Here is a 19,570-nt window from a genome sequence, read left to right as displayed (position 1 = left end):
GATTATCACCCATCTGCGCACTATTTATACTGCCCACAGAACCCTGATGCGGATGTAAATAATGACCGAGCGCCTGTTTTTTACCCACGACCACCTGACGGCCGAGCTGGAAGTGCTCAGTTGCACCCCGCACGAAGAGCAATTCGCCGTGATTGTGCAGTCGACCATTTTCCATCCCCAAGGCGGCGGCCAGCCGTTCGACACCGGCTGGCTCGGCGATAGCCAGGTACTGCGGGTCGTGCAGGAAGCCGAACAGGTGGTGCACTACGTCGACCAGCCCCTGGAACCAGGACCCGCCACTGCACGAGTCGACGCACAGCGGCGCGCCTTGCACACTCGTCTGCATTCGGCGGGGCACTTAATTGGCAATGCCGGCGAACGCCTGGGCTGGATGCCGATCAAGGCTCACCACTGGCCCGGCGAAGGCAAGATCACCTTTATCCGTGGCCAGACCGCGCAAGACATGGATGCGCAGACGCTCCAGCAGTGGGTCAACACATGGATCGCCGCCGACTATCCCCGCTATATGACGCTGGAAGATGGCACCCGCGAAGTCGGCTTCGGCGAATTACCGGCTTACGCCTGTGGTGGCACTCATGTCCAAGCGCTGAGCGAACTGGGCCAGGTAACGATCCTGGCGTTGTCGGAGAAAAAAGGCGCGCTCTCGGTGCGCTATGAAATCAATGCGGGAGGAGGCTTGCCTTAATGCCATTCAGTTAAGCTCAGTTCCCCTGTGGGAGCTGGCTTGCCTGCGAAAGCGTTAGTGCAGTAGCAGATGCAGTGACTGACACACCGCTATCGGGGGCAAGCCCCCTCCCACATTGGATCGCCCCAAAGAAACAGGCTACACGGCAATCGCCCCCGCCCTGCTCGGCTCAACCATGAACGACTTCAACGTCGACACCGTCGCCGCCGGGTCACGCGGATCACTGATCGCACGAAAATTCGTCAACATGCTATTGGCCGCCAACTCCACCGACACATACCCACGCTGGCGACTGTCGAAAAACTTCACATGGGGGTTGAGCGGCATGATCTTCATGAACGCGTCATAGGGCGGACCGTCGGAGGTCACCGACGAGCCAACAAACTCGGTGGCGACCACCGCCGAGTCCGGCCTTTCTGCGTCGGCATGCAGGTCGGTGGCCCAGAACGAATGAATATCCCCTCCCCAGAACACCGGGTTCTTCACGCGATTGCGCACGATCGACGCCAGCATCCGTGAGCGGTTCGCCATGTAGCCATCCCAGCCATCGGTCCAGCGGCCAAGCTTATGGTTGGTGAGGTCACGCTGCATCAGCGGCGCCACCAGCAGGTCTTGTGCGATCACATTCCATTGCGCTCCAGACTGAGCAAAGCCCTGGTCCAGCCAGGCTTCCTGCTGCCAGCCGAGCAACGTGCGGCCAGGGTCACGCAGGTCGCTGCAGGGGGCGGTGACAATATGCCCCTGGTGGCTGCCATTGGCCGCGATGCACGGTTGCTCGGAACGGTACTGGCGACCGTCGAGCACATGGAAACGCGCAAGCCGGCCGTAATCCAGGCGCCGGTAAATGCGCATGTCCGGCCCCTTCGGCACGCTGCTGGCACGCAGGGGCATGTGTTCGTAAAACGCCTGATAAGCCGCCGCGCGTTGTTTAAGAAACTGCGCCACCGCCACTTTCGGGTCCTGGGACCAGCGGTTGGCGTAGTCATTCTGTACTTCGTGATCGTCCCAGGTTACGACGCTAGGAGCCGCGGCGTGCAGGGCCTGCAGGTCTGGATCAGTCTTGTACAGTGCGTAGCGGTTGCGGTAATCACTCAGGCTTTGCGCATTGCCGCTGCCGTGAGAACGAAACACCTTGCCCGAATCCGCAGCATAGGAACTGTCGTAGATGTAATCACCGAGGAAAAACACCAGGTCCGGCTGCTCGGCGGCAAGGTGTCGGTAGGCGCTGAAATAGCCACGTTCCCAGTGCGAGCAGGACACAAACCCCAGCCGGGCCGAGGCCATGGCCTGCAACGGCGGCATCGTGCGCGACTGGCCCACCGGGCTCTGCGCACCGAGCCCTTCAAACTGGTACCAATACGGCCGATCTGCCGCCAGCCCCGCCACCTCGACATGCACCGCATGAGCGAAACGCGGCGTCGCCAATACTTCGCCCTGCTTCACAATGCGCGTCATCGCCGCATCGCTGGCCACCCGCCAGCGCACCGGCACCGAGCGACTCAGGCCGCCACGGCCATCCGCGGCGTTGAACAACGGCGCCAGGCGCGTCCAGATCACAAAGCCATCTGGCAACGGGTCGCCGGAAGCCACGCCGAGGGTGAACGGATAATCCACCCCGGCACTGCGCGCAAACGGGCTGAGGATGGAAAAGGCGGTAGCGACCACCAACCCGCCGAGGACCCGGCGTCGGCCGTGGTCGACGTCGCCGCTCACAAGCAGCGCTCCCAGTCATCACGCACGCTGGCAAACCCGAGCAAGTCCTCATACACGCCGTTCTTCAGGAACGCCTGGTGCATGCAGCCTTCATAGCGCAGGCCGATCTTCTCCATGACCCGCGCCGATTCCTTGTTGCGCGCGAAACACTGGCTGCCCACGCGCTGCAACCCTAGCGCCTCGAAGCCGAAATCCATCACCGCGCTCGCCGCTTCTGCCGCATACCCCTGGTTACGGCAGTGCGCCGCCACCCAGCCACCCAAGTGCCCATAGTGATGGCGAGCATTGATGCGCAGGCTGACCATGCCGACCAATTCGTCGGTGCCGCGCACATGCATCCCCAGGTTCAGCAGTTCACCAGTGCGGTACTTGTCGGCGGCCCCGGCAATAAAATCCTGGGCGGTTTCCAGGGTGTAGGGCGATGGAATGTTCGCCGTGTTGTCGGCAATTTTCGGCCCGTTGGCAAGCGTGAAAAGCACCTGCGCCTGGTGCATATGCAGGGCGCGTAACAGCAGTCGCGGGGTCGTCAATTGAGGCAGTGCAGTGGGCATGGGAGCCGGCTCTCAAGATAAATTTCTCAAGCATGGAGGCCCCGAGTGTCAGTTTCATTACGCCCGAAAACTGACCGGTAAGTTTTCTGAAAGACGCGTCCTAGAGCCTCTAAACGGTCAATTAAAGTTAACCAATCGGTCATTTTTGGCTGTTAGCGTTTTGCCCCTAATTCAATGACGGGGTAACGGAATGAGAACCTGGGACGAACCCAAGAAACGCAAGGCGCACATCGAGCTGATCCCGATGATCGACGTGATGATGTTCCTGCTGGTGTTTTTCGTACTGGTGAGCCTGAACGTGATTCCCGCGCTCGGCATGAAGACCCAATTGCCCAGCGCCAGCAGTTCGCAGCAGCTCAAGCCGCAAAACAAATTCATCCTCACCCTGGGCCTGGAAGGCCAGTTGCAACTGGACGGCAAGGACCTGACGGTGGAGGCCCTGGTGCCGGCGCTGAAGGCGGCCGAGAAGCCCGATACCAAGTCGACGATCATCGTCAACAGCGATAAAGGCGTGGAGGTTTCGCGCCTGGTGGAAGTGATGGACACCCTGCGCCTGGGTGGCTTCACCTCCGTGTCCATTGCTACGCGTAAGTCCTGACCATGTACGTTCTGTTTCGCGTGCGTCAGCTGCTGGGCAGTGTGCCGGCCCTGATCGCCTTGGTGCTGATTGCACTGGGTATCCAGTCCCAGACATTGAAGGTCGAGCCGGTGTATGACGAGTCGGCGGTCGAATTGGCCTTGGTCGAGCCGGAACCGCAAGTCATACCGGAACCGGTGGTGGAGCAAGAACCGCCGCCGCCGATGATCGAAGAGGAAGAGACCGAGCCGGCGCCCCCGCCGCCACCGCCCAAGCCGCTGCCCAAACCCAAACCTGAACCCAAGCCAAAACCTGTGCCCAAGCCTGCCCCCGTGGTCGCCAAGCCCCTGCCGGCGCCGCCACCGGTGGCGGCCAAGCCAGCCCCGGCCGTCGTCACCCAAGCGGCACCGACGCCTGCCCCACCGGCGCCACCGAAGGTCGATGGCCAGGCCCTGGAAAGCGGTTACCTCAAAGGCTTGCGCAACGAACTGGACACCTACAAGCAGTACCCCACCGGGCGCCAGGCGTCCCTCGAACGCCCGAGCGGCGAGGTGGTGGTGTGGTTGCTGGTAGACCGTCAAGGCCGTGTCCTCGACTCGGGTTTACAAACCCAGGCCTCGAGCATGCTGCTCAACCGGGCCGCCACCAATAGCTTGCGTCGCATCAAGCAAGTCAAACCGTTCCCCGAGCAAGCCTTCGGGGGGCGCAATGAGCAGCGCTTCACCGCCACCTTCAACTACAGCGTGCAATAAGCACCCGACACCAGGACGACAGTGATGAAGTTCACCCGTATTCATCTGGCACTAGTGGCCGCGACCAGCATGACCCAGGGAATGGTCATGGCAGAGACCAGCGACAGTGACGTCGGCACCATTGGGGTACAAGGCAAGGCGACCGCAGGAGGCGGTTACATGGTGCCGGAGGAAAGCATCAAGGGCCGCTCCACGGTAACCAAGGAAGCACTGGATAAACAGGCGGCCACCGGCAATGCCATCGACAAGCTCAAGTACACCCCGGGCTTGAACATCTCCAGTGAAGACAACACTGGCCTGTCGGGCTTTCGCTTCACCATGCGCGGCATGAACTCCGACCAGGTGGGCATGTCGGTGGACGGCATGCCGATCAATGATTCGGGCAACTACGCGCTGTATTCCAACCTGCTGGGCGATCCGGAAAACATCGACCAGATCTTCGTCACCCAGGGCGCTGCGGAATCCGACGGCCCGCACATTGGTTCCAGCGGCGGCAACATTGGCATCGTCACGATTCGCCCGACCAAGGAAACCGGTGCCTTCGTCAAACAGGTCGTCGGCAGCAACGCCACGCGCAAGACTTTTGCCCGCCTCAACACCGGCGAAATCAACGGCCTGAGCAACTGGCTGTCGGTGTCCCACACAGAAGGTGAAATGTGGCGCGGCTCGGGCGCGGTACGCGCGGACAAGGTGGAGTGGAACAGTTTTTTCGACGCCGGCAATGGCAACACCGCCAACCTGATCCTCAAATACCACGAGCAGGACAACAACAGTTACAGCCAGTTGACCAAGGCGCAGTTCCAGCAATATGGCCGCAAGTACGACCCTTACCCTGCCACCCCCAGCGTGGGCAGCAACGGCAAATACAACAGCTATTACGCCCTGGCGCAGAACCCGTTCCAGACCTTCACCGCCGTGCTCAACACCCAGTTCAAACTGGCCGATAACCTCGCGCTGTCCGTGATCCCGTATTACTACTGGGGCAATGGCAGCGGCGTCGGTTCATCCAGCTATGCCCTCAACCGTGGCTCCAATCAGGGCGGTGTGTTCGACCTCGGCAACCTGCCCACGGCCGCCCAATACAACGCCGACGGCACACCCAACAGCGGCGTGTACTACCGCCCTTCACGCACGCAAACCTGGCGTCCGGGTATCACCACCAAGCTGACCTGGGACCTTGGCGACCACAGCCTGCAATTCGGCTACTGGTACGAGCGCGCACGCCAGAGTCAAACCCAGCCGTTCATTCCGCTCAAGAGCAACGGCAAGCCAGTGGACACCTGGCCGGACTCCAACAGCGCCATCGTCGATGCCAACGGCAACACCGTGCAGGGCCGCGACCGTTTCACCGTGACGCCAGCGCAAAAGGTCTGGGCCCAGGACACCTGGTACATCAACCCGGACTGGACCTTCATCGCAGGCCTGGCCTACATGAACGTCGAGCGTGAAGGCACCAACCACGGCAGCCTCAACGAACGCCCGGAAAAACGTAACCAGACCTACAACAAACTGCTGCCCAACGCCGGCCTGAAATACCAGCTGGACGAGCGTGACCAGTTGTTCTACAGCGTGTCGCGCAACATGCGCGTGCCGCAGAACTACGTGCTCTACGACAAAGGCGCCGGCTCGATCGACGCCGAGCCGGAAACCAGCTGGAACCATGAACTGGGCTGGCGCTACAGCGGCGACGACATGAGCCTGGCCGCCACCCTGTTCTACATGGACTTCAAGAACCGCCAGGTGTCGTCCCGGGACATCAACGGCGACTTTGCCGACATCAACGCCGGCTCCGTGGTCAACAAAGGCCTGGAGCTGGAGTGGAGCGGCCAGTTGCCCCACCACTTCAATTACTACACCTCCTACACCTACACCAAGGCCGAGCAGCAGGATGACCTGACCGTCTACAACGCCGGCAAACCCATCGTGCTGCCCACCAGTGGCAAGCAGTTCGCCAACGTGCCCAAGAACATGCTGGCGGCCAACATCGGTTATGACGACGGGCGCTTCTACGGCACCTTCGGCGGCAAGTACACCAGCAAGCTCTACGGCGACCTGACCAACGACGAGGCGATTTCCGGTCGCACCGTGTTCAACCTCGGCGCCGGTATTTACCTGCCGGTGGACAAGAAGGTGGTCAAGGACGCGACCCTGCGCCTGAACGTCGACAACCTGTTCGACAAGAAATACCTGGACGGCGTGTACACCACCAAGACCAACGCGGCCAGCTACAGCGGCTTCCGCGATGGCGACCCGGCGTACATCGTCGGCCTGGACCGTACCGTCACCGTTTCGCTGGAAGCGAATTTCTAAGACTCACCCCAAGAGGAACACCATCATGGATATGAACCTGCTCCACGACGTCACCTTCTATGTGATGTACGCGGCGATGGCCATTGCGATCTTCATCGCCATCGAACGCGGTATCTACTTCGCCTACGTACGCCGCCAGGCACGCGCATTGATCGACGCCCTGGGCGCCAATGTGCACAGCGAGCGTGACCTGCCGGAGAACCTGACCCGTCGCGACAGCCTGCCGCTGAACATGATCTTGCCGGTGCTGGCCCAGAAGGCAACCCACGGTTCGCGCAAAGACCTGGACGACGAAATCGATACCCAGTACCTGAAGACGCGCGCCCCACTGGCCCGCAGCCTGTGGATCATCGAGACCATCACCACCGCCGCCCCGCTGCTGGGCCTGCTGGGCACCATTCTCGGCATCATCGACACCTTCAAGGCACTGGCCACCGCGGGCGTGTCGGACCCAGGGCAGATTTCCGGGGGTATCGGGACGGCGTTGTTCGCCACGGGATTAGGTATCGCCATCGCACTGTTTTGCGTGGTGTTTCACAACTTCTTCCAAGACAGCCTGGAGCGCATCAACGACCAGTTGAAGATCCTGTTGATCCGCGCCGCCACCGGTGCCCGCGCACAGGATGAAGTGCCCCATCGCGTGCCCACCCCGCTGCACAGCCGCACGGCTTGACCTACAGGGCGGGCGCCTTGGGCGCTCGCCTTTTCCTTTGGTGCGATGAGACGCTTATGTCCCTTTCGATGAAGTTGCGTATCGCCGGCCTGACCGGCTTGCTCCTCAGTCCGCTGGCCCAGGCGGACTTTTCCATTCCAGGCTTTGAACTGGTGCATACCGTACCCGTGGACACCGCCCTGGGCACCGACGATCTGCGCCAGCCCGGCCCGGTATGGATCGAGCTGTTCGACGGCGCCAAAAGCCGCATTGATATCGGCCAATTCTATGCCGCGGACCACCCTGGTTCGGTGATGAATACGGTGCTTGAACACCTGGAAGCCGCCGGCAAACGCGGCGTGAAGATTCGTTTCCTGCTCGAAGAAAAAGGCATCAAGCTGTCGGATGCCGCCACCCTGGAACGCTTGCGCGCCATTCCCAACCTGACCTTGCGCGTGCTGCCCTACGGGCAACTGAGCGGCGGCATCATCCACGCCAAGTACCTGCTGGTGGATGGCAAGCAGGCGTTTGTCGGCAGTCAGAATTTCGACTGGCGCGCCCTGGAGCATATCCACGAAACCGGGCTGCGCATCACTGACGAAACGGTGGTGGGCCAGGTGCAGGCGATCTTCGAGCAAGACTGGCAAGCCCAGGCCGCGCTGGCGGGTAAACAACCGGTGCCGCTACCCGCCAGTGGCCCGGCACCCGCACGTACCGGCAACTACCTGGTGGCCAGCCCGCAACGCTACAACCCGCCCGGCGTGGGCGACTCACAGTTGGAACTGCCGCGCCTGCTGGGCGAAGCCAAAAAAGAAGTACGCGTGCAATTGCTCGACTACGCGCCGCTGTCCTACGGACCGGATCGAACCCGGCCGTACTACGCGGTGATCGACAACGCCGTGCGCGCTGCTGCTGCCCGTGGCGTGTTGATCAAGCTGATGGTATCCAACTGGAACACCGACCCGCTGGAACTGCCTTATCTCAAGAGCCTGGCGGTACTGCCCAATGTCGAGATCAAGATCGTCACCCTGCCCGAAGCCAAGCAAGGCTTCATCCCTTATGCGCGGGTGATCCACAGCAAAACCATGGAGATCGACGGCCAAGTGGCGTGGGTCGGCACCAGCAATTGGTTGGGCGGCTACCTGGATAATTCGCGCAATCTGGAAGTGGTGATGCGCAGTGAGGCGATGGCCAAGCGCGTAGGCCAATTGCATGAACAACTGTGGGATGGGCCTTACGCTAGAGCCTTGAGCGTGACGGAGGAGTATCCCGCGGCCCATCCTGGCCAGCATTGACCTTGGGCACCTGAGTAATGGTAGTGTGTGGAAATGTTTCTGACTCTTCCGTCAGAAACCTCCTACTCACTACCTGCAAAGGAATGCCTTTAACCATGCACTTTCCACTGAAAAAACTGGTGGCTGCCACCTTGTTCGCCGCGAGCCTGTCGGCAGTTGCCACTCCCGCATCCGCAAACATCACCGCAGACCAAAGCGCAGCCATCCTGAAGCATTTCAGCGAGAACTCGGCCACCGATTTTCGCAGTTTCCTCGGCACCCTGGCCAAGAGCGAACTGGGCAAATCGGCTGACACCGGCCCTGCTATCAGCGCGTTTCTGGGCAACAAAACCCTGAGCGCCGAGCAGCAGAACGAGATCAATCGCCTGCTGGGCATTTATACCCGCGTGAAGTACGGCAAAGCCGCGCTCGAAACCCTGCGCGAACTCGTGGAAATCCCCACGTTCAACGTGGACGGCCTGCCACAGTATAAAAACCCGGAATTCCTCAAGATCGCGGCGAAGATCGAGGCCTTGGCCAAGTCCTTCAACCTGAACTTCCGTAACGTCGATAATCGCGTGTACGAAATTTCCCTGGAGGGCAGCGGTGATGACGTCGTGGGTGTGCATGCCCATGCCGATGTGGTGCCCGTGACTCCGGAAAACTGGGTGCTGCAAGACGGTACCAAACTCGACCCGTTCAAGGTCACGCTGATTGGCGACCGCATGTATGGCCGCGGTACCGAGGATGACAAGAACGGCATCGTGGTGACGATGTACGCCATGAAAGTCATCAAGGAAGAAAAACTGCCATTGGCGCGCACGTTCAAGCTGCTGGTGGACACCACTGAAGAAACCGCCGGTGATGCCATTCCTTACTACTTCGAACGCAATCCCGTGCCGCAATACAACCTGGCGCTGGATGGCGGTTACCCGGTGGTGATCGCCGAGAAAGGCTCGGGTACGGTCATGGCCACCTTCCCGGTGCGCAAGGGCGAAGGCAAAGGCGCGCAAATCATCGCGATGACCGGCGGCAAGGCGAACAACCAGATTCCATCGGCCTCGGTGGCCACGCTGGTCAGCGATACGCCAGCCGAATTGGCCGCCAGCTTGCAACAGGCCGGTGACGACTATGCCAAGCGCAATGGTGGCAATTTCCAGGTGACGGCCAAGGTCGATGGCAAGGACGTCAAACTCACGGTTACCGGCGTATCCGCTCACTCCTCCGAGCCTGAAACCGGGGTCAACCCGGTGGCGCGTATGCTGGACCTGATCCACAGCCTCGACGGCAAGGTCGCCCTCCAGCACAACCACATCACCGATGCCGCGCGGTATGCCGCCGACAACTGGGGCCTGGATTACCTGGGCGGCAAATTGGGTGTGGGCTACGCGGATGATTTCATGGGGCCGTTGACCACCTCGCTGACGTTTGTGGGGCAGGATGACAAAGCCTTCAAACTGGCCGTGAACCTGCGCGCACCGAAAGGTAAAACCCCGGAGGCGCTCAAGGCGCAAATCGAGCAGAAGCTGAACACCTGGGACAAGAACGCCAAGGTCAACGTGAGCTTCACTTACTCGCTGGACACGCCGATGTACCGCAACCCTGAAGGGGAATGGGTAAAAGCCTTGCTGGCAGTGGCCACTGAAAACCTGGGCATGGCGCACAAGTTCGGCACCTCGGCCGGCGCAACCTCGGTGCACGACCTGCCCAACGGCGTGCAATTCGGCCTGGCCCGCCCGGAAGAGAAGTACACCGGGCACACTGACAGTGAGTTCAAGACGGTTGAACAGTTCTTGCTGGACCTGCAGATCGTCACCGAAATGATGGGCCGCGTCGGGCAATTGCCGAAGCTCTGACCCAGTTGAAGCCCCAGCGAGGCTGCGATGGCGGCGGTACAGGCAACTTCTTTAGCGCCTGAACCACCGCTTTCGCAGCCTCGCTAAAGCTCGGGAGATCGGCGTATGTGGAATCACGCTTTGCAGGGCCATCGAGCCAAACACAACTCCCGACAACAACACCGCCCCAATGTGGGAGCTGTCGAGCCCCGGCGAGGCTGCGATGGCGCCGGCACAGTCAACCTCTTCATCGCCTGAACCACCGCTATCGCAGCCTCGCTAAAGCTCGACAGCTCCCACAGGGGATCGGCTGTGTATGTGGAATCCCGCCTTGCAGGGCCATCGAGCCAAGCACAACTCCCGACAACAACACCGCCCCAATGTGGGAGCTGTCGAGCCCCGGCGAGGCTGCGATGGCGGCGGCACAGGCACCCTCTTCAGCGCCTGAACCACCGCTTTCGCAGCCTCGCTAAAGCTCGACAGCTCCCACAGGAGATCGGCGGTGTGGGTGAGATCTCGCTTTGCAGGGCTATCGCGCCAAGCACAACTTGGCAACATCAGCCTTGCAACATCAGCATGTCTTCAAAGAAACCACCGACCGGCTCCGTGGGATGGCACAGCTGTATTTCCAGCACCCAGGCCATTTCACTCGGTGGGATCTCCAGGTCAGCCAACACTTTGCTCTCGAACAACGCATGGGGGAAATCTGCAAGGCGGTGCCCTGCCAGGTTGCGTGCCAATCTCCAGCCTTTGGACAGGGCGCTCTGCTCGGCGAAGTCGTAGAGTTCACGCCCAGTCAGGCCACGCAGCCACGCCTGGCGTGTTTCATCAAACACTTCGTGCACGGCCGTTTTGCAGGCCTGGTGCAACGGCGCATCGCCGAACACAAACGTATCGCCATAGTCCCCTTCGTAGCCATCCCACACCGGGCCAAGATCGACCACGGCAATGTCATTAGCGCGCAGCCTGCGCTGACGACAAACACCCTCGCGCGGCGGGCGCACAGTGTCGGCGCCAAAACGAATGTAGGTCGGATGCCAGGTGTGCGAAGCGCCCATGGCCTGCAGTTGCCTTGCGGCCATCTCAAGGGCCTCGCCGGTGGTCATGCCGATCTTCAACTGGCTGGCAATGGCCCCCAGGGCACGCATGGATTTTTCCCGCGCAGCCAACATGCCGTCCAAGGAATAACGCGGGCCGACTTTCTCCCAGACCGGGTCGAACGACAGGGAAACCGTTTCCGCACTTGACCGACCACTGGCAACAAACGCCTCCGCGATAAACCGGTGGCTAGCCAACCCCGCTTCAAGGCAATGGGTGCGCACCTGGCTGAGCATTGCACCATTACCGCACGCATACACCTGGACCTGCTCCCAGCGATGCCCGTGACCCGATGCAACCTCCTGCACCCTGCCCTCTGATGACCGCACGGGATGCCAGCGAAAACGGGGATGCTCAAGCATCGCGTGGTCGAGGAAGGCGCTGTCATAAAAGTCCGCCGATTGCGCGCCACCCCAATACAACGTCACTTCGACATCGCGCTTGAGCGCGGTCAGCAGGATAGGCTTGATGCCCGCGTAACCAGTGCCCGTGGCAAATAGGACCACGGGCGCCGCCTCATCGTCCTGCCAGGTACAGGCACCAAACGGCCCTTCCACGTGAAGACGCTCACCCGCGCCGAGATCACCCAGGATACCCTCGGAAAAGTACCCGCCACTCACCCTTCGAATCTGGAAGATCAACCGCCCTTCATCATCGGCGGGCAGGTTGGCAACCGAAAAGCAGCGCGTGTCACCGTCCGCCAGGCGGAACTTGAGGTATTGACCAGGCCGCACCGCCACTGGGCTTTCGGGTATCAATACCAACTCGATCACATCGGGGCCCAGCGCACGCTTGCTATGCACTTGCGCCGCCACTACCAGCGCGGGCGTATCCAGCGACCAGCCGGGAATACGCAGGCGCATGTCGCCGCAGGCGTGGCTCTGGCATAACAACATTTCATTGGCTGCCAGAGGATAAGAAGGCGCCGGCGCACCCGGCGCAAGGCGCTTGGCCCGGTACGCACCTTCGGCGACCACCACCTTGCACGAACCGCAGGCGCCACGGCGGCAGGAGAACGGCACGGCCAAGCCGCTGGCGAGCATGGCGTCGAGCAAGAGTTCATCGCCCGCTTCAAAGGTTTTCCCCGAGGGCGACAGTTCGATGACATGACGTTTATTCATAAAGACCTCGGGATAAGTAAGGCTTGATTGTTGCGCTAGACTAGGCCCATTAAAACCTCCAGATTTGGATACTTCAGATGGTCCAGATGCGTAAATGGCGTCCACTGCTCCGGCTTGAAGAAGGTGCAAGCCAGGCGACTTACCGCAAAATCGCCGAAGGCTTGGTCAATGCCATCCTCGAAGGCCGCCTGCCGCCCGGGACGTTACTGCCGGGCACGCGGGAAATGGCACACTTGCTCGACGTCAACCGCAAGACGGTGATCCTGGCCTACGAAGAAGCCATGACCAAGGGCTGGCTGATCAGCGAGCCGCGCCGTGGCACCTTCGTCAATGCGCAGTTGACACCCACGCAACTGCCCAGCGTTACACAACCGTCTTTCGCACCGCAGTTACTGCACCAACCAGCGGTACCCTATTTCACCCATAACGCCCAAGTGGTCGCGCTTGAGCATCGACACGGCGCGCTGTTTTTCGACAACGGCACCAGCGACCACCGCCTGCTGCCCCAGGCCGTTTTGCACCGTTACTATCGCCATGCATTGCGCAACAGTTTCGCCTCCAATACCGTGCGTTACGGGAGTGAGGGCACCGGCTATCATTTGCGCTGTGCCCTGGCCGAGATGCTGCGTAACAACCGTGGGCTGACGGTCACTGCCGAAAATATCTGCCTGACCCAGGGCACCCAGATGTCCCTGTACCTGAGCGCCAGCCTGCTGCTCAAGCCCGGCGACGTGGTACTGGTGGAACGCTTGAGCTACCCACCGGCCTGGGAAATTTTCCGTCAGCTCGGGGCTCAGTTGGTCACGGTCGACATCGACGATGAAGGTTGCCGCACCGACCAGGTCGAGCGCTTATGCCGTGAGCACAAGGTGCGCATGATTTACCTCACGCCCCATCACCAGTTCCCCACCACCGTGAGCCTGCATGCCGCCCGCCGGCAACACTTGCTGGCGTTGGCCGCGCTGCATGACTTGTGCATTATCGAAGAGGACTACGACCACGAATATCATTTCAGTGGCCGCCCTTACCTACCGCTGGCCAGTGACCGCGCCCAACGCCATGTGCTGTATATCGGCTCGTTGTCCAAAGTGCTGGGCTCGACGTTCCGCTGCAGCTATATCGTCGCGCCCACCTCTGTGATTGAAGCCCTGCAGCGCAATGCCGCGCTGATGTTGGGCGATGCCGACGCGGTCGCTCAAGCCATGCTGGCAGACCTGATCAATGACGGGGAGTTGAAGAAGCATGTGCGCCGCGTGTCGAAAGAATATCGGGCGCGCCGATCCGTGCTGCAGGACTGCCTGGACCAGGCGTTTGGCGCTCGCATACAGGTGCGCGAACCCGAGGGGGGCTTGGCGCTATGGGTACGTTTCGAGGAAGAAATAGACGTCGATAAGTTGGCAAGCGCCGCATTGGACCACGGCGTCGTGGTGCGCAGCGGTCGTCAGTTTTCACCCAACGACCAGCCGGTAAACGCGCTGCGCCTGGGCTTTGCCTCCCTCGACCGGGATGAAATCCAGCAAGCCACGCGGCGCCTGGCCCAGGCGATGAACGCCGTAGGCAGGCGTTGAAAAACTTACCCAGCGGCCCCCAGGAACGGCAGCGCCAGATACAATTTGATCACCACCGCATTGGCGATATCGATGAAGAACGCGCCCACCATCGGCACCACCAGAAACGCGATCTGCGAGGGCCCGAAGCGCTGCGTTACCGCCTGCATATTGGCAATCGCCGTGGGCGTTGCGCCAAGCCCGAAGCCGCAATGTCCTGCCGCCAGCACCGCCGCATCGTAGTTGCGGCCCATCACCCGGAACGTCACGAAAATCGCGAACAGCGCCATCAGCAATGCCTGTGCGGCCAGCAGAATGACAATCGGCAAAGCCAGTGCCGCCAAGTCCCAGAGCTTGAGTGACATCAGCGCCATCGCCAGGAACAACGACAAACTGACATTGCCCAGCACCGAGACTTCGCGCTCGAACACCTGATGCCAGCCGAGCATCGACAGCCCATTGCGCAGCACCACACCGACGAACAATACGCACACGAACGTCGGCAATTCGAACGCGGTGCCTTGGATGGCGGCATTCAACAAGTTGCCGCCCTGCAGACTGATCGCCACCAGCGCCAGGGTCTCGATAAACGAAAACGCGGTGATCAGGCGCTCTTCATTCGGTTGTTCGAACCCCTTGGCCAGGCTCGACTGCGGTTGCCCAATACCTGGCACCTCGACCCGCTTGATCAGAAAACGCGCCACGGGCCCGCCGATCAGGCCACCGAGCACCAGGCCAAAGGTCGCCGAGGCAATCGCCAGTTCAGACGCAGACGCCACGCCATACTGCTCACTGAACACCGCGCCCCAGGCCGCACCGGTGCCATGCCCACCGGACAGAGTCACCGAACCCGCAAGCAGGCCCATCAATGGGTCAAGCCCGAGCGCCGAGGCCAGCGCGATACCCATGGCGTTTTGCACCACCAGCAAGCCCGTTACCACCAGCAGAAACACCGCCAGGATCCGCCCGCCTTTCTTCAGGCTGGCAAAATCGGCGTTCAAACCGATGGTGGCAAAGAACGCCAGCATCAAGGGGGTTTGCAATGAAGGATCGAAGCGTACTTCGATATCGGCAAACCCGCGCAACGCCAGGAGCAGCATGGCGACCAACAGGCCACCGGCTACGGGTTCCGGAATGTTGTAGGTACGTAAGAAGCCGATGCGAGCCACAAGCCCGCGCCCCAGCAATAGCACCAGTGAAGCGGCAACGAGGGTTGAATAGAAATCGAGTTGAAGCATCCGGTCAGTTCTCTGAAGTGGACAAGGAGAATGGGTGGCCAGAGTAGAGAGCACAGGGCGAAAAGGCATCCACCCTACAAAAAACACAGACTTTCCCTACAAGCTTCACAATAATAACCTACAACCGCCTGCACCTCGCCCATCCAGAGATACGCACAGTAGACTTATCGACGACGCCTTCGCAGCAGAGGCCAGTTTGAGGCGATCTCACCCGGCTCAGCGTCACGCCCTGCGACTCGCACCAGATCTGGAAACTCAAGCAACAGGGCACGATTACCCCGGCCAATGTGCTCCATCACCGCCAGGGTAATATTTTCCCGCACCATGCCCGTCGAAACGTAGTACATGGCCCAGGCCTGTTCTGGCGTACACAGGCCGATCTGCTCTTCAATCTCTTTGTAGGCCTTGTAGTCGTCCGACTCTAAATAGCGCTGATCACCACCCTGGCGCATGCTGTCTCCCTCCCCGACCTCGTCCCCGTCACGTACCGCTTTTGACCTTGGTCCAGACCCGTGTGCGAATGCGCTCCGCCTTCAGCGGCAAGGGCTCAAGCGGAACCAGTGTGGCCATGGTCTTTTTATCGGGATAGATCCAAGGGTTATCCCGCAACTTTTGTTCGACGAACTCAGTGGCGTCTTTATTGGCGTTGGGATAGAGCATGTAGTTGGATGTCTTGGCTATCACCTGTGGCCGCAGCATGTAGTTGATGAACGCCAGAGCTGCCTTTGGGTGGCGAGCGTCCTTGAGCAACACCCAGTTTTCAGACCAGACCAAGGCGCCTTCGCGCGGCAGGCTGTAGGCAATCTTGCGGCCACTGTTGGACTTTTCATTAATCGCCTGCGCCGCCAGGGCACCATTGGCCCAGCCGACGACTGCACAGATATTGCCGTCCGCCAGGTCGGTGTCGATTCTGGACGAATCGAAATAGAGCACATAGGGACGGATTTTCAACAACAGCGCCTGGGCCTTCTGGTAATCCTCGGGATCAGTGCTGTTGCTGGGCAGCCCCAGGTAGTGCAGGGCAATGGAAATGATCTCGCTGGGGGAGTCGAGCATGGCCACGCCACAAGACTTGAGCTTGCTGATGTTTTCTTCTTTGAAGATCAGGTCCCAGCTGTCCACCGGGGCGTCATCGCCCAGCGCCGCCTTGACTTTATCCACGTCGTAGCCAATGCCGGTGGTGCCCCAGACATAGGGCACGGCGTAGCGGTTACCGGGGTCATTGACCGCCAGCAGGGAGAGGATGTCAGGGTCGATGTGCGAAAGGTTACTCAACTGCGCGCGGTCCAGCGGCTCCAGCACCCCGGCCTTGATCAAGCCCGGCAATACATTGGAGGTGGCCACCACCAGGTCATAGCCGGTGCGCCCAGCCATGACCTTGCTCTGCATGATTTCGGCGCTGTCGAAAGCATCCATATGCAGCTTGATGCCGGTCTCCTGCTGGAATTGCTTGGGCGTCTGCGGTTCAAGAAACCCGAACCAGTTATACAGATACACCGAAGATTCAGCGGCGGCTGCGGGCGTGCTGATTGCAGCGCCCATAAGCGAAGCTAAAAAAATAGCTCGCAAGTGTGCTCGACTCATATGACTATCCCTGTCCACACGACGCGCCCTCATGGCTATCGTAAGCTCGGGGTGAATATACCGAGCCTCGGCGAATAGTAAATACCTACAAGTACTTAGCTCTGGCCTGCAAAGCCCTAACCCTAAAGGGGTAGAACATGTCGCTTGACCTTCATAGCCTGGCTTGGCACCGATCGGTTGGAAAACTGATCATGCAGCTCAATCGCCCTGAGTTCTGGAGTTCGTTGATTCGCGTATTGAATGAATATGTGCAGATAGACAATTGGGTGGTGCTGGTTTTTGGCGACCACGCAGTGCGTGTGATCAGCCTGCCCGAAGTAGCAGACAGCGAAGAAATCGGCGCCTTTATTCACCGCTATGTGAAAGGCCTGTATCTGCTGGACCCGTTTTATATCGCTGATCGAGAAAACCCACAGAGCGGGTTCTTCCATCTGCTCGACATTGCGCCGGAACACTTCCGGGAAACCGAGTACTACCAGCAATATTTCGCGCAATACATCTCGGTCGATGAGGCGCAATACAATGTAAGGCTCGATGCCGGTACAACGCTGTGCATGTCGTTTGGCAGCAACCTGCGATTCACCCAGGCGCAGATAACGGTATTGGACATGATCAAGCCGTGGGTAACGGCAATGATGCATCAACGCATGGGCTTTGAAACTGACCCGGCAAAAAATCTTGCCGAGCCGGCCCCATGGGCTGAGGCACTTACTCAGTTGGAAGCACAAGTAACGGCACGTGAAAAGGACGTACTCAAGTTACTGCTCAGTGGGTTCTCCAACAAAGAGATCGCCGGCAAGCTGTCGCTGTCGACGGAAACCATCAAGGTTCACCGCCGCAACATCTACAGCAAGCTGAATATCAAATCGCAGTCCGAACTGTTTGCGCGGTTTTTTATGCCACGGCAGGAGATTCCTTCGACGCTTTGAACGGGGGCGGTGCGCTGGCGAAGTAAATTGCGCACAAACAAAAACGCCGATCATCACTGATCGGCGTTTTCGTTAAATATGGAGCGGGAAACGAGACTCGAACTCGCGACCCCGACCTTGGCAAGGTCGTGCTCTACCAACTGAGCTATTCCCGCAAATGGCGTCCCCTAGGGGACTCGAACCCCTGTTACCGCCGTGAAAGGGCGGTGTCCTAGGCCACTAGACGAAGGGGACACGCTACTGAAACACATGGTGTGTGTTCCAGTGCCCAGAGGCCTTGTCCGAAGACTTGGTCCTGGTTTCACTCAATGCCGCCCGAAGGCCACACTGCTTGTAAATTGGAGCGGGAAACGAGACTCGAACTCGCGACCCCGACCTTGGCAAGGTCGTGCTCTACCAACTGAGCTATTCCCGCATATGGCGTCCCCTAGGGGACTCGAACCCCTGTTACCGCCGTGAAAGGGCGGTGTCCTAGGCCACTAGACGAAGGGGACACACGTACAACATTCACTCCCTACCGCGTTTCGCTGTGTGCTTTACGCTGTAAGTGGCGCGCATTCTATGGATGGATTGAAAGGTCGTCAACCCCCAAGGATAAATTTATTTAAATCAATGACTTCGCCATGGTTTCACGGCCTTCGCGGGCATTGGCACCGTCCGAGCCTTGACGCCTATATTCTGGCGTTCGACAAGACGCTATAGTTCACCCAGGCAAATGATGGCAATGTGCATCCATTCAGGGAACGCCTACTTATATAGAAGAAATCACCTGGGCAACTGGTCGATCGGTCCTATCCGCCGGATGACCCAGTCACTACACTCCACAGCAAACCCTATTAAAGAGGTCACACCAGTGACACCACTCATGATCACCCTGCTGGTAATAGCCGGGATCGTAATACTGATCGCCATTGGCTACATGAACCACGTGGTGGAAAACAACAAGCTGGAAAAGAAGCGTACCGAGATCGAGCTTAACGATCGGCTGCGTCGCTGCGGTGAAATTACCGAGACCTTCCCCGGCCAACTGATGACCCCAGCGCTCAAGCTGTTGCTGGCTCGCCTGGAACTGAACGTCAACCAGCGCCTGTTGAATCTCAACAAGTCCAGCACACCGCTCAAGGCGCGTATCACCGAACTGAATGCGCTGATCGCCCAAGGCGAATCGATTCCGGTGGCCAACCCACCGGCACCGATCCAGACCGAGGCCAAGGCCAAGGACGTGCGCTTCCTGCTCGAAGCCCTGCACGGCCAAGTCACCCGCGCCGCGCAGGATGGCTTCCTGCCGACCAACGAAGCCAAGCACTGGATCAAGGAAATCCGTCATATCCTGGTGCTGCTGCACATCGAGTTTTTCAACAACCTCGGCCAGCACGCCCTGCTGCAAGGCCAACCCGGCCAGGCACGCCTGGCGTTCGAACGCGGCGTGCAGTACCTGCGCAAACAGCCGGAGCCGGTGCTCTACAGCGCCCAGTTGCAACTGCTGGAGTCCCAACTGGCGCGCGCCAACTCCACAGTGCTGACTAACAGCCAGCCTGCCGAGGACGAAGTCAACGAGCTGACCGAGGGCTTGAAAGTTGTTGACGCTGACGCCGAGTGGAAGAAGAAAGCTATTTACGATTGATGGCAACGCGAGCGCAATGCTCAAAGCAACGAAGGTCAAAGGTGGGGCTTGCCGGCGAC

Annotated in this window: 16 protein-coding genes and 4 tRNA genes; 10 read left to right on the top strand and 10 right to left on the bottom strand. The window is 59.9% G+C overall.

Features of this window, described 5'->3' with window-relative positions; all coding sequences use genetic code 11:
• Positions 1–61 precede the first annotated feature (61 nt).
• Positions 62–706: a hypothetical protein gene (locus RHM69_RS00610; RefSeq protein WP_073453079.1), complete on the top strand. Its 645-nt coding sequence runs from the start codon at positions 62–64 to the stop codon at positions 704–706.
• Between the two features lie 138 nt (positions 707–844).
• Here RHM69_RS00610 and RHM69_RS00605 read toward each other — a convergent pair whose 3' ends face one another.
• Positions 845–2,419 (bottom strand): alkaline phosphatase D family protein, encoded by a 1,575-nt coding sequence (locus tag RHM69_RS00605; protein WP_106111810.1) that lies wholly within the window; start codon positions 2,417–2,419, stop codon positions 845–847.
• Positions 2,416–2,970, bottom strand: coding sequence for a GNAT family N-acetyltransferase (locus RHM69_RS00600; protein ID WP_014717775.1), 555 nt, complete (start codon positions 2,968–2,970; stop codon positions 2,416–2,418). Before RHM69_RS00600 ends, RHM69_RS00605 begins: the two co-directional genes overlap by 4 nt.
• 190 nt (positions 2,971–3,160) lie before the next feature.
• On the opposite strand from RHM69_RS00600, the gene RHM69_RS00595 reads away from it, so the two are divergent.
• The 6 genes from RHM69_RS00595 to RHM69_RS00570 all read left to right on the top strand — a co-directional run bounded on the left by RHM69_RS00595 (position 3,161) and on the right by RHM69_RS00570 (position 10,391).
• Positions 3,161–3,568 (top strand): ExbD/TolR family protein, encoded by a 408-nt coding sequence (locus RHM69_RS00595; RefSeq protein WP_014717774.1) that lies wholly within the window; start codon positions 3,161–3,163, stop codon positions 3,566–3,568.
• A 2-nt stretch (positions 3,569–3,570) separates the two neighbouring features.
• Positions 3,571–4,299 (top strand): energy transducer TonB family protein, encoded by a 729-nt coding sequence (locus RHM69_RS00590; RefSeq protein ID WP_102666698.1) that lies wholly within the window; start codon positions 3,571–3,573, stop codon positions 4,297–4,299.
• Between the two features lie 24 nt (positions 4,300–4,323).
• On the top strand, positions 4,324–6,609 hold the full coding sequence (locus tag RHM69_RS00585; RefSeq protein ID WP_014717772.1) for a TonB-dependent receptor: 2,286 nt from the start codon (positions 4,324–4,326) through the stop codon (positions 6,607–6,609).
• A 25-nt stretch (positions 6,610–6,634) separates the two neighbouring features.
• The gene (locus tag RHM69_RS00580) at positions 6,635–7,282 is read left to right on the top strand and encodes a MotA/TolQ/ExbB proton channel family protein (protein ID WP_003190096.1); all 648 of its coding nucleotides are present in this window, start codon (positions 6,635–6,637) and stop codon (positions 7,280–7,282) included.
• A gap of 56 nt (positions 7,283–7,338) precedes the next feature.
• The gene (locus RHM69_RS00575; protein WP_014717770.1) at positions 7,339–8,556 is read left to right on the top strand and encodes a phospholipase D-like domain-containing protein; all 1,218 of its coding nucleotides are present in this window, start codon (positions 7,339–7,341) and stop codon (positions 8,554–8,556) included.
• A 95-nt stretch (positions 8,557–8,651) separates the two neighbouring features.
• Positions 8,652–10,391 carry a dipeptidase gene (locus RHM69_RS00570; RefSeq protein WP_014717769.1) on the top strand — a complete coding sequence of 580 codons (1,740 nt, stop codon included), beginning with the start codon at positions 8,652–8,654 and terminating at the stop codon, positions 10,389–10,391.
• A 536-nt stretch (positions 10,392–10,927) separates the two neighbouring features.
• On the opposite strand, the gene RHM69_RS00565 is transcribed toward RHM69_RS00570, so the two are convergent.
• Positions 10,928–12,589, bottom strand: a complete 1,662-nt coding sequence (locus RHM69_RS00565; RefSeq protein ID WP_102666697.1) for a M24 family metallopeptidase — start codon at positions 12,587–12,589, stop codon at positions 10,928–10,930.
• Between the two features lie 77 nt (positions 12,590–12,666).
• Between RHM69_RS00565 and RHM69_RS00560 the strand changes: the two genes are divergently transcribed.
• Positions 12,667–14,157 carry a PLP-dependent aminotransferase family protein gene (locus RHM69_RS00560; protein WP_019816690.1) on the top strand — a complete coding sequence of 497 codons (1,491 nt, stop codon included), beginning with the start codon at positions 12,667–12,669 and terminating at the stop codon, positions 14,155–14,157.
• Positions 14,158–14,162: 5 nt separating this feature from the next.
• Here RHM69_RS00560 and gltS read toward each other — a convergent pair whose 3' ends face one another.
• The 3 genes from gltS to RHM69_RS00545 form a co-directional block, all read right to left on the bottom strand.
• Positions 14,163–15,374, bottom strand: coding sequence for a sodium/glutamate symporter (gltS, locus tag RHM69_RS00555; protein WP_014717766.1), 1,212 nt, complete (start codon positions 15,372–15,374; stop codon positions 14,163–14,165).
• A gap of 164 nt (positions 15,375–15,538) precedes the next feature.
• Positions 15,539–15,826 carry a hypothetical protein gene (locus RHM69_RS00550; protein ID WP_014717765.1) on the bottom strand — a complete coding sequence of 96 codons (288 nt, stop codon included), beginning with the start codon at positions 15,824–15,826 and terminating at the stop codon, positions 15,539–15,541.
• A gap of 28 nt (positions 15,827–15,854) precedes the next feature.
• Positions 15,855–16,958 (bottom strand): polyamine ABC transporter substrate-binding protein, encoded by a 1,104-nt coding sequence (locus tag RHM69_RS00545; protein WP_282377375.1) that lies wholly within the window; start codon positions 16,956–16,958, stop codon positions 15,855–15,857.
• A 137-nt stretch (positions 16,959–17,095) separates the two neighbouring features.
• Here RHM69_RS00545 and RHM69_RS00540 point away from each other — a divergent pair, with 137 nt between their 5' ends.
• Positions 17,096–17,887 (top strand): helix-turn-helix transcriptional regulator, encoded by a 792-nt coding sequence (locus tag RHM69_RS00540; protein WP_282377374.1) that lies wholly within the window; start codon positions 17,096–17,098, stop codon positions 17,885–17,887.
• A 79-nt stretch (positions 17,888–17,966) separates the two neighbouring features.
• On the opposite strand, the gene RHM69_RS00535 is transcribed toward RHM69_RS00540, so the two are convergent.
• The 4 genes from RHM69_RS00535 to RHM69_RS00520 form a co-directional block, all read right to left on the bottom strand.
• Positions 17,967–18,042 (bottom strand) — tRNA-Gly (locus tag RHM69_RS00535).
• 3 nt (positions 18,043–18,045) lie between these two features.
• A tRNA-Glu gene (locus tag RHM69_RS00530) sits at positions 18,046–18,121 on the bottom strand.
• Positions 18,122–18,226: 105 nt separating this feature from the next.
• Positions 18,227–18,302: transfer RNA gene (locus tag RHM69_RS00525), tRNA-Gly, on the bottom strand.
• A 3-nt stretch (positions 18,303–18,305) separates the two neighbouring features.
• Positions 18,306–18,381, bottom strand: a tRNA-Glu gene (locus tag RHM69_RS00520).
• Positions 18,382–18,740: 359 nt separating this feature from the next.
• Between RHM69_RS00520 and RHM69_RS00515 the strand changes: the two genes are divergently transcribed.
• Positions 18,741–19,511 (top strand): hypothetical protein, encoded by a 771-nt coding sequence (locus RHM69_RS00515; protein ID WP_032872063.1) that lies wholly within the window; start codon positions 18,741–18,743, stop codon positions 19,509–19,511.
• Positions 19,512–19,570: the final 59 nt, after the last annotated feature.

The organism is Pseudomonas sp. CCI1.1, assembly GCF_034348165.1.
GTDB lineage: Bacteria > Pseudomonadota > Gammaproteobacteria > Pseudomonadales > Pseudomonadaceae > Aquipseudomonas > Aquipseudomonas paracarnis.
This window is presented reverse-complemented; position numbering and strand designations above follow the sequence as displayed.

What these genes read in the sequence shown, in the direction of transcription:
- RHM69_RS00575 (WP_014717770.1), top strand. Translation starts at nt 7,339, where the DNA reads ATGTCCCTTTCGATGAAGTTGCGTATCGCCGGCCTGACCGGCTTGCTC.
- RHM69_RS00580 (WP_003190096.1), top strand. Translation starts at nt 6,635, where the DNA reads ATGGATATGAACCTGCTCCACGACGTCACCTTCTATGTGATGTACGCG.
- RHM69_RS00565 (WP_102666697.1), bottom strand. Translation starts at nt 12,589, where the DNA reads ATGAATAAACGTCATGTCATCGAACTGTCGCCCTCGGGGAAAACCTTT.
- RHM69_RS00560 (WP_019816690.1), top strand. Translation starts at nt 12,667, where the DNA reads ATGGTCCAGATGCGTAAATGGCGTCCACTGCTCCGGCTTGAAGAAGGT.
- RHM69_RS00550 (WP_014717765.1), bottom strand. Translation starts at nt 15,826, where the DNA reads ATGCGCCAGGGTGGTGATCAGCGCTATTTAGAGTCGGACGACTACAAG.
- RHM69_RS00590 (WP_102666698.1), top strand. Translation starts at nt 3,571, where the DNA reads ATGTACGTTCTGTTTCGCGTGCGTCAGCTGCTGGGCAGTGTGCCGGCC.
- RHM69_RS00545 (WP_282377375.1), bottom strand. Translation starts at nt 16,958, where the DNA reads ATGAGTCGAGCACACTTGCGAGCTATTTTTTTAGCTTCGCTTATGGGC.
- RHM69_RS00600 (WP_014717775.1), bottom strand. Translation starts at nt 2,970, where the DNA reads ATGCCCACTGCACTGCCTCAATTGACGACCCCGCGACTGCTGTTACGC.
- RHM69_RS00585 (WP_014717772.1), top strand. Translation starts at nt 4,324, where the DNA reads ATGAAGTTCACCCGTATTCATCTGGCACTAGTGGCCGCGACCAGCATG.
- gltS (WP_014717766.1), bottom strand. Translation starts at nt 15,374, where the DNA reads ATGCTTCAACTCGATTTCTATTCAACCCTCGTTGCCGCTTCACTGGTG.
- RHM69_RS00570 (WP_014717769.1), top strand. Translation starts at nt 8,652, where the DNA reads ATGCACTTTCCACTGAAAAAACTGGTGGCTGCCACCTTGTTCGCCGCG.
- RHM69_RS00540 (WP_282377374.1), top strand. Translation starts at nt 17,096, where the DNA reads ATGTCGCTTGACCTTCATAGCCTGGCTTGGCACCGATCGGTTGGAAAA.
- RHM69_RS00595 (WP_014717774.1), top strand. Translation starts at nt 3,161, where the DNA reads ATGAGAACCTGGGACGAACCCAAGAAACGCAAGGCGCACATCGAGCTG.
- RHM69_RS00610 (WP_073453079.1), top strand. Translation starts at nt 62, where the DNA reads ATGACCGAGCGCCTGTTTTTTACCCACGACCACCTGACGGCCGAGCTG.